Here is an 8,772-nt window from a genome sequence, read left to right as displayed (position 1 = left end):
GGAGAAGCTTCGCTTCATCGAGTTCTTCTGGGCCCGTCGTGACCCGACCCCGGAAACGCCGGAGAACGAGTTCCGGCGGGAATATCTCGAACGCTACGCCTTCGTGGTGAACCGACTGAGTGCGGGCAAGCCAGGCTGGGCCACCGACCGTGGAAGGCTGTACCTCATTCTCGGGCCGCCTCACGGGATCCAGCAGAATCCGATGGGCCGCTACGGGCTCGAGCGGCCGAGCGAGATCTGGACATACAACAACCTCGACATTCCCGGCTTCCCCGCGAGCATCGACTTCGAGTTCGTCGATTTCAACGGAACGGGCAATTTCGAGCTGGTGCAGGACATCGACACCACCGCCTCGGTCTGGAACCAGTTCGGCACGGTGAACAACGCGCTCGACGCAATCGCCCAGAGGCGCCAGGTCATCGGCGAGGTCGACCCCGACACGGGTCTCGACCGGTTCCGGGACGTCGACGGCACCCGCCTGGTGATGCGAGAGTTCGACCTGCAGCAACGGGTGCAAGACGTCTTGAACACGGCCGAGAGGACGCTTCCCGAGCTGCAAGGAGAAGTGGAAGCTCGAGCGGCGTTCGGAGATCTCGGCGTGACCGCGACCGGCGGCGCGATCTGGGCGGAAGGCGCACTCGCCCGGGTTCCGGTTCAGCTCACCGTTCCCTACCGGGATTTGAGCTTTCGCGACGAGCAAGCGCGGGTTCTCTACGATCTCGACTATCTCGTGGTCGCATCCAAAGAGGACGGAACCGAAGTTGCCCGCGTCGAAGACGAGCTGACGCTCAGCGTCGAGCCCGCTCAGCAGAGAGAGCTGGGCGGCGCTCGTCTGTCGATCGAGGAAGTGCTGGAAGTCCCACCGGGAAGCTACCGGGTCGTCGCCTACGTTCGCGATCGAGTTCGCAACCACATCGGAAACGTCGAGTTTCCGCTAGACGTGATCGAGCGGCCCGCGGACACGCTCGGCCTGAGCTCGGTTTTTCTCGCGGGAGAGATCCTTCAAGGTGTGGTCGGTGAGTCCCGTCCCTTTCAGTTCGGGGCCGTTCGGGTGATACCCGCGCCGGAGCCAAGCTTCACGTCGGACGACACCCTGAAGCTCTACGTCGAGGCCTACGGCGCGAGAGCCGCCGAGGACGGAAGAAAGCGCCTTCGAGTGGATTTCTTCGTCATGCGCGATGGACGACTCGCGTTGGGAGTGCCGGCGACGTTCCTTCGTCCCGAAGCCGAGCCCGTCGGAATCACGGGTCAGATACCGCTTCGAAAATGTGAGCCGGGGGATTACGTGATCCGGGTCCGGGTGACCGACGAGAGCTCGGGCGCCCGGGCGGAGTCGGAGACCCCATTCACCGTGATGGTCGGTCAATCAGCCCCGTAGCGCAAGAACGCCGCACGGTTTCTCTTTTCGCGCTCATCAAGACGGGTGAAGCGCGAGGGTGATTCGGAGCGCCTCGTCGACGTCTCTCAGTTCACGCACGCTCAGCCGTCCAATTCGTCGCCGGAGGCGCTTCTTCTCGATCGAGCGAAGTTGATCGCCCAAGGCGCGAGCGTTCTTGTCCTGGACAGTGACGAGCGCCTCACCCGGGTAGAGCGATGACGTGTTGCTCGTCAAGGGCAACACCACCACCCGCGAGCCGTGCGTGTTGCACGAATCATTGGAAACGATGACAGCCGGCCTCGTCTTGCGGATTTCCGTGCCTAACGCCGGGTCGAGCGCCACCCAGTAGACGTCTCCCCGACGCGGAGGCTTTACTCTGGCCAATCCTCGGTCTCGGTGACTTGCCACTCGTCCGTGAACCGACGCCGCCACGTTTCCCGGCTCGCTCTTTGGTACGCCGCATCCAGCGTCTTACTGTCGGGGTACAAGTGGGCTCGAACGGCATCGTTGATGAACGCGCTGATCCGCTTCGGCGGAAGCTCGTTCTTGAGCCGCTCGTACAGATCCTCGTCCATGGTGATATTCAAACGAACGGTCGCCATCCGTTACCTCTATGCTGTATTTTATACATCTTTAGGCTGTGGTCAACTTACGGCACGAGTCACTGGCCGAGAAGGTATCTTCGCGCGTAACCGGTGGGCCGTGCGGCAACGCCTGCGGCAGTGTCCCGCCAGTCGTCCTGGTCGAACTCCGCGGTGAAGGCGTCGAGGTCCCGGGCGTAGCTTTCGAGCAATCCAACCTTGATGTGGTCCGGCACGAACGCGAACTCGAGGCTGTTTTGCCCGAGCTCTACGACCTCATCCCAGCTCAAGTTGAACTCGGTGACGGCGGTGAAGAGCTCGTCGGTCATGTTCGAGTCCCACATCCCTCGATCGTCGGTGGAAAGGCAGACGGGCACACCGAGCCTCAATAGCTCGGGAAAGGGGTGGAGCGAGACCTCGGGCGTGTAAGCGAGAAGGTGGTTGCTCACCAGGCTCACCTCGACCGCGAACTTCCCCGTTCTCATGAGAAGAAGAGTGTCGGGATCGGTGACCAGGTTCGTGCCATGGCCGATCCGGTCGGCGCCGAGAAGGAGCGTATCGCGAACGTGCTGGTTGGGCTCGTCGACCTCACCTCCGTGGATCGCGAGACCGATTCGCGGATACCGGCGCCGCATCTCACGGAACACGTCGAGAAACCGGAGAGGGTAGCCCTTGTCGTTGTCCTCCCGGCCCACGAGGTTCACGCTGACCCAGAGGTCACGATGACGATCGATGAAAGCGTAGCTCTCTTCCACCATGTGTTCGGCCTGAGGGCTGAACCGAAGCACGTTGGTCTGGAATCGAACCATGACTCCGGTCGCGAGAGCGTCCGGGCGCCCGAGCCGCTCGACGAGAACCTCATGAAACTCGTCGGGGGTAAGCCGTCGGTCGCCCACCATGCGGGAGAAGGGGCTGATTTGAAACTCCACATAGCGAACGCCTTCCGCGGCGAAGAGCTTCATGTTCTCGACCGCCGCCTCGGCGAGGACGCGCGCCTGATCGAGGACGCCTCCGATCCGCGGCCAGATGTTCTCGAAGAACTCCTCGCGCGCCTCGTTGGGTCCATCGATGCGTATCGACGACATCCAGGCTTGCCTCTGGTCCTCGGCAAGCTCGGCCAGAGGCTCGTACTCCTCCCGGCAGCACGAAGAAAGAGAGCTCCACTCGGATCCATGCATCGTGTGGAAATATAGAAGAGGCGCGGTGCATGCTGGTGTGCATTCGTTCACCCGCACCCTGGTGAAGAACGTCTGCCCCCCGCTCAGGGTGTCCTCGTTCGCGAGCCTCCACCAGAGCTCGGAAAAGCCCGCACCTCCGAGGTGGTTGTGGAGATCGCCCCCCTTGGGAAGCGCGTAGAGGATCGAATAGAGCTCCGCGGGGGTCGCCTCGCGCTTCATCGTCTCGAACCTCTCGGAGAACGACTCCGCCGATGAGAGACCCGCGGCGCCGAGGCCCAGAGTCATCGCGAGAGCTCGAACGAGCCCCTTCACCGTCCTCTCCAACGCGGCGGTCGCTTCTCGCGGAACGCGCGGACTCCTTCTTTCGCATCCTCGGAACGGAGCGCGGCGACGACGGCGGGCAGGCGCATGCTTTGTGCATCGGCCGGTGAGAGCGCACTCGTGCGTCTCACCGATTGTTTGATCGCGCGCACCGAAAGGGGCGCGCAGGCGAGGATGTCGGCGATCCAGCGATCGACGGCCGAGTCGAGCTCCGGCCTCGGGACCACCTCGTTCACGAGCCCGACGCGAAAGGCTTCGGCCGCATCGATGCGCTTTCCCGTGAGCAGCATTCCCAACGCCCATTTTTCCGGGACCTGACGGGAAAGAAGGACCATGCCGCCGTCGAGAGGCATCCGCCCCACCCTGGGCTCGGGGAACCCGAACTGCGCTTCGTCGCACGCCACGACGATGTCGCATCCGAGCACCATCTCGAAGCCGCCTCCGAGCGCATAGCCGTTCACTCGCGCCACCACCGGAACGTCCAGGGTCGTGCGCAGCGCGATTCCCCCGAAGCCTCCGGGTCTCGGCCGCGCCCAGTACTCGAGGCCGGAGGCGGGCTCGTCGGAGGAAGTGCTCTTCATGTCGGCTCCGACCGAGAACGCTTTTTCTCCCGCCCCGGTGAGAACCACGACCCGGGCCTCCGGCTCGTCCTCGATCTCCCGCCATATTTCTTGAAGCATGCGCTCGGTGGCGGAATCGATCGCGTTCAAGACCTCGGGTCTTTCGATCGTCACGCGCGCCACGTAGTCGTGGAGCTCATAGCGGACGCTCACGCGACGACTCCCCGGCGGCGAAGCTCTTCGATTCGGCCCGCGTCATAGCCGATCTCATTAAGGATGTCGTCCGAATGTTCTCCGAGGTGCGGCGGAGGATGGCGAAGGCCGAACGGCACCTCCGAGAGATGAATCGGCGCCCCTACCATGCGGATGGGCTCCGGCCTTCCATCACTCGTCTCGACGAGCATCCCGTTCTCCGAGGTCTGGCGATCCTCGAGGGCTTCGGCCAGAGTGCGCACCGGCGCGCACAACAGATCCTGTTCCTCGAGCTTCTCGATCCAGTGTGCCGTCGATTCCTCACGAAATCGGTCGCGAAAGGTCGCCTGGAGCTCGGCGCGGTGCTCGCGCAGGCCCTCCATCGTCTGGAAACGCTCCTCCCGGGAAAGGTCGTCGATCTCGAGCGCCGCGCAAATATCGCGAAGAGGATGTTCTTTGAAAGCTCCCACGAGGACCACGGCTCCGTCCCCGGTCTCGAAGACGCCGCTCAGCGGCATCGCCGCCCAATTGAGAGGCTCCTTCCGCATCAGCCACATCGAGACTTCTTGCGTCTGCATCGCGAGCATGGAGTCGTAGAGGGACACGTCGACCATCTGACCTCGGCCGGTCTTCTGGCGATGGAGCAGGGCGAGCAGGATTCCCTGGACGAGATGCATCGCCGCCGAGTAGTCAGCGAGGGCCGTGGCGTAGATCGCGAGGGGATGCTCGGGGGCCGCCTTGCGCGCCATGACCCCCGTCATCGCCTGGGCGAGGACGTCCTGGCCTCCCTTGTGCGCGTAGGGTCCGGTTCTCCCGAAGCCGGTTCCGAAAGCGAAGATGATGCGCGGGTTGATGTCGCGAAGAGCCGGGTAGCCGAGTCCCATCCTGTCCATGACGTCGGGACGGAAGTTGTTCACGACGACGTCAGCGGACTTCACGAGCTCCTTTACGATGTCTCGTCCCTCCTCCTGCTTGAGGTTGAGAGCGATGCTGCGTTTGTTGCGGTTCAGGCTGCAGAAGACGGGGTTGTCGAGCCCCGCGCGGTCGGGGATCGACCACCGCGATAGATCGCCTTGACCGGGACGCTCGATCTTGACGACGTCGGCTCCGAAGTCGGCGAGAAGCTGGGTGGCACAGGGGCCGAGCATGACCTGGGTCAGGTCGATGACCCTGACGCCCGAGAGTGGAAGCTCGCTCATGTCTGCTGTCGCATCTCGCGCACCGTCGCGTTCGAGGAGGGGACGTCGCCCGGGTCCGCGCCGCGCTCCCGCAGCTTCTTTTGCAGCCGGGCGACGTCGATTGAACGGACGACGACTCCTCGATCGAGCGCCATGGCGGCGGCGATCCCCGCTGCTTCTCCCATCGCCATGCAGGGTGGGATCTCGCGCGAAGTGCGCTGGGCGACGCTCGTCGCCGAGTAGTGGCGGCCGGCCACGAGGAGCTGATCCACGCGCTTGGGAACCAGTGCGCGGTACGGGGTGTAGTAATCGCGTCCTCGGGCGACGCTGTCGGGGAAGTGAACCCGGTCCTGAACGTCCTCTTTGGTCACGACGTACTCGCCCTCGAGAAGTCGGGTCTGGCGAACCCCGATCTGGGGAGCGAGATCGACGAGGTAGCTCTTCTCGAACCCGGGCCAGTTGTTTGTCACGAATGCGCAGAGCTCGTCGATGCGCCGCCGGCCCTCGAGCTGGGCTTTGGTGAGGTCCTCGACTTTGGCGCCGTCATAACCCCGCATGTGTGGGCAGTTGCACCACACGATACCGGGGAGGGGCGTTTTGAGCCACCATTTGTCCCACGAGCCACCGAGGATCTCCTTGGCCCTCTTGTCCACTTCGAGAAATCGCTCGGGCTGCTCGTACTCGAACTTGTCGGCGGTCTCGAAGTCGACTCCGCCCAACCGAAAGACCGTGGTGAGAAAATAGGAGCCCGACTGGTACGGCGCCCCCGCGCGCGCCGCGACCACGAGATCCCCGCTGCAATCGATCACCACGTCGGCCCGTATCGCCTGGAGGTCGTCGTTCGTCTCGCATACGATCCCGCGCATGCGATCGGCTTCCATGAGAGGGGAGGAGAACCACGAGTGAAGCCGGAGATGGATACCGTGATCCTTTACCAAGTCCTCCGAGGCTCGCTTCCACCCCTCGGGATCGAATGCCGTCGAGTAGCAGACGGGGGCCGGTTTGGTGCGCGCGTAGTAATCATAGAGGCCCCAGCGAGCCCACCTGCGGTACATGGAAGGGTCGGCGCGCCGGTCTTCTTCCGGAGGGAAGACCGCGAGCTTCATCGCCGCCATCCGATCGATCATCTCCTGCGCGATGCCCTTCACCGTGATCTCGGATCCGTTGCACATGTCGTCGAGGACGAGCACCATCGCGCCGGACGCAAGTCCACCGAGCTGCGCGTAACGTTCCACGAGGACCACGCTAGCGCCCTCGCGTGCCGCGGCCACCGATGCCGCGAGCCCCGCGGGCCCTCCTCCCACCACGACGACGTCAGTCTCGGTGACGAGCCGGGCGTTTCGCGGTATCTCCATGATGGTGATCCTAACCCTTTCAGGCCTCTCCCGGGGACCATTTCACCAGACGGCGCTCGAGAAACGAGACCAGGGACGTGAAGAGGACGGAGAAAACGCAGGCGGCGGTGATCGAAGCGTAGAGCAGGCCGGTGTCGAAGTTGTAGGTGGCCTGGATGATGAGCGCCCCGATGCCCTCGGTCGCGCCGATCCATTCGCCCACGATGGCCCCGATCACCGAGGCGCTGGCCGCGATCTTGAGCGCGGCGAACAGATAGGGAAGCGAGTTGTAGATCCGAAGCTTCCAGAAGATCTCGGCTTTGGTCGCCGAGAGCACCCTCATCAGCTCGAGCGCCTGGGGATTGACCGACGACAGGCCCCGCACCATGTTGACCAGAGTGGGAAAGAAGCAAATGAGCGCGGCGATCACTACCTTGGGGGTCATGTCGTTTCCAAGGAGCAGCACCAGGATGGGGGCGATGGCGACGATGGGAATGGAACGGATGATGATCGCGAGAGGGAAGAAAGCCTCTTCGATCGTCTTCTGGTGGACGAAGACGGTCGCGACGGCGATCGACAGAACGTTGCCCAGAAGAAAGCCGAGCAAGCTTTCGACCGCCGTGGGGACGAGGTTCCTCATGATGGTGCCGAAGTCACCCTCGAGGGTTCGAGCGACGTGGAACGGCGAAGGAACGATATACTCCGGGACGTCGAACAGAACCACGACGATCGCCCAGAGCGCGATCAACCCGCTAAACGCCGCGACCGGCAGGAGTCGACGCCGGGTTCGAGAAGTCATCCACAAGTCTCCAACAGGGCTCGCAACTCGGCCGCTTGTTTGACGAACGCCTCCGACTCCCGAAGGGCCAGCGCCCGGTCCTGGGGGAGATTCGGGGTTACCAATTCGCGAACGCGGCCCGGATGTGCCGCGAGCAGGAGCACGCGCTGCCCCAGGTAGAGGGCCTCGGGTATGCTGTGGGTGACGAAAAGGATCGTCGTTCCCGTCTCCCGCCAGATGCGCAGCAGCTCGTCGTTCAGGCGGTCGCGCGTGATCTCGTCGAGGGCGCCGAAGGGCTCGTCCATCAGCAGGATCTTCGGGCCGGTGACGAGGGCTCGGGCTATCGATACGCGCTGACGCATTCCACCCGAAAGCTCGTGCGGATAGGCACGGTGCCACTCGGAAAGACCCACGAGCTCGAGAAGCGCCTCGGGACTCTGAGCGCCGGACGAGAGGCGAGCGCCGTCCCCGATCTCGCGGGGTAGCTCGACGTTCTCGCGAACCGTGCGCCAGGGGAGGAGAGCCGCGTCCTGAAAAACGAAACCGAGCTCGCGCCCTCGCCGCGCCTCGGCGGGGGTTCGCCCGAACAGGGAGACCGTTCCCGAGGAGGGCTCGACGAGGTCGGCGACCACTCGAAGAAGCGTGGACTTTCCGCATCCCGAGGGGCCGAGAATCGAAAGGAAACCACCGCGTTCGAGAGAGAAGCTCACGTCCCTCAGCGCCTCGGTCTCGCCTCGATCCGACGAGAAGCGCACCGAGACGCCTTCGAGAAAGGCCCGCTCGGTTGGGTTCACCGCGCCCCCAGACGAGGCCGGGCGTCCCTCGTCGCTTCGAGCAGAGAAAGGGTCATCACGTCGTCGACGGAAGGGACGCGATTCGTGAACTGGTCGAGCTCGGCATAGGTGTCGATCTGGGCTTGCCAGGGGTCCGGATTCATCGTTGCCCAGCCTCGCTCCGCCGTCTCCTTCGTGAACACATAGCCGAGAAGCTCCCGCGCCGACTCGAGCTCGTCCTCGTAGCGAAGAATCGGGTACTCCTCGACGAGAAGCTCCACGGCCCGCTCCGCTTCTCGATAGGCAAGCTCCCAACCGCGGCCGGCGCCTCGCAAAAAGGCTTCCAGTACGCTCGGCCTCGTCGCGATGGTCTCGACGGTCGCATAGTACGGCATGGCGTAGAGCCGGATGCCCTGGTCCCAGAGGCGCATGACGACCCGATCCGGCCCGAGGGGCTTGAGGGCGGTCACGTTCGTGGTCCAGCCGGTGACGACGTCCA

At 63.9% G+C, this 8,772-nt stretch carries 10 protein-coding genes; 1 reads left to right on the top strand and 9 read right to left on the bottom strand.

Going from position 1 to position 8,772, the window contains the following annotated elements; all coding sequences use genetic code 11:
- Positions 1–1,378, top strand: a 1,378-nt coding sequence (locus tag VEK15_00780; protein ID HXV59197.1) for a GWxTD domain-containing protein, incomplete at its 5' end; no start/stop codon positions are given.
- Between the two features lie 36 nt (positions 1,379–1,414).
- Here the strand turns inward: VEK15_00780 and VEK15_00775 are convergent.
- The 9 genes from VEK15_00775 to VEK15_00735 all read right to left on the bottom strand — a co-directional run.
- Positions 1,415–1,762 (bottom strand): type II toxin-antitoxin system PemK/MazF family toxin, encoded by a 348-nt coding sequence (locus VEK15_00775; GenBank protein HXV59196.1) that lies wholly within the window; start codon positions 1,760–1,762, stop codon positions 1,415–1,417.
- A complete protein-coding gene (locus VEK15_00770) occupies positions 1,750–1,980 on the bottom strand; it encodes a hypothetical protein (protein HXV59195.1) in 231 nt (76 codons plus the stop codon). Before VEK15_00770 ends, VEK15_00775 begins: the two co-directional genes overlap by 13 nt.
- 59 nt (positions 1,981–2,039) lie before the next feature.
- Positions 2,040–3,449 carry an adenosine deaminase gene (locus tag VEK15_00765; GenBank protein ID HXV59194.1) on the bottom strand — a complete coding sequence of 470 codons (1,410 nt, stop codon included), beginning with the start codon at positions 3,447–3,449 and terminating at the stop codon, positions 2,040–2,042.
- The gene (locus VEK15_00760) at positions 3,446–4,231 is read right to left on the bottom strand and encodes an enoyl-CoA hydratase-related protein (protein ID HXV59193.1); all 786 of its coding nucleotides are present in this window, start codon (positions 4,229–4,231) and stop codon (positions 3,446–3,448) included. Before VEK15_00760 ends, VEK15_00765 begins: the two co-directional genes overlap by 4 nt.
- The gene (locus VEK15_00755; protein HXV59192.1) at positions 4,228–5,409 is read right to left on the bottom strand and encodes a CoA transferase; all 1,182 of its coding nucleotides are present in this window, start codon (positions 5,407–5,409) and stop codon (positions 4,228–4,230) included. Before VEK15_00755 ends, VEK15_00760 begins: the two co-directional genes overlap by 4 nt.
- On the bottom strand, positions 5,406–6,743 hold the full coding sequence (locus tag VEK15_00750; GenBank protein ID HXV59191.1) for an FAD-dependent oxidoreductase: 1,338 nt from the start codon (positions 6,741–6,743) through the stop codon (positions 5,406–5,408). The genes VEK15_00755 and VEK15_00750 overlap by 4 nt, the downstream gene beginning before the upstream one ends.
- A 19-nt stretch (positions 6,744–6,762) precedes the next feature.
- The gene (locus VEK15_00745) at positions 6,763–7,521 is read right to left on the bottom strand and encodes an ABC transporter permease (protein ID HXV59190.1); all 759 of its coding nucleotides are present in this window, start codon (positions 7,519–7,521) and stop codon (positions 6,763–6,765) included.
- Complete coding sequence (locus VEK15_00740) at positions 7,518–8,294, bottom strand: ABC transporter ATP-binding protein (GenBank protein ID HXV59189.1); 777 nt, start codon at positions 8,292–8,294, stop codon at positions 7,518–7,520. Before VEK15_00740 ends, VEK15_00745 begins: the two co-directional genes overlap by 4 nt.
- The coding region (locus VEK15_00735) for an ABC transporter substrate-binding protein (protein HXV59188.1) at positions 8,291–8,772 on the bottom strand (482 nt) is incomplete at its 5' end. The genes VEK15_00735 and VEK15_00740, both read right to left, overlap by 4 nt.

This window comes from Vicinamibacteria bacterium (genome assembly GCA_035620555.1).
GTDB lineage: Bacteria > Acidobacteriota > Vicinamibacteria > Marinacidobacterales > SMYC01 > DASPGQ01.
This window is presented reverse-complemented; position numbering and strand designations above follow the sequence as displayed.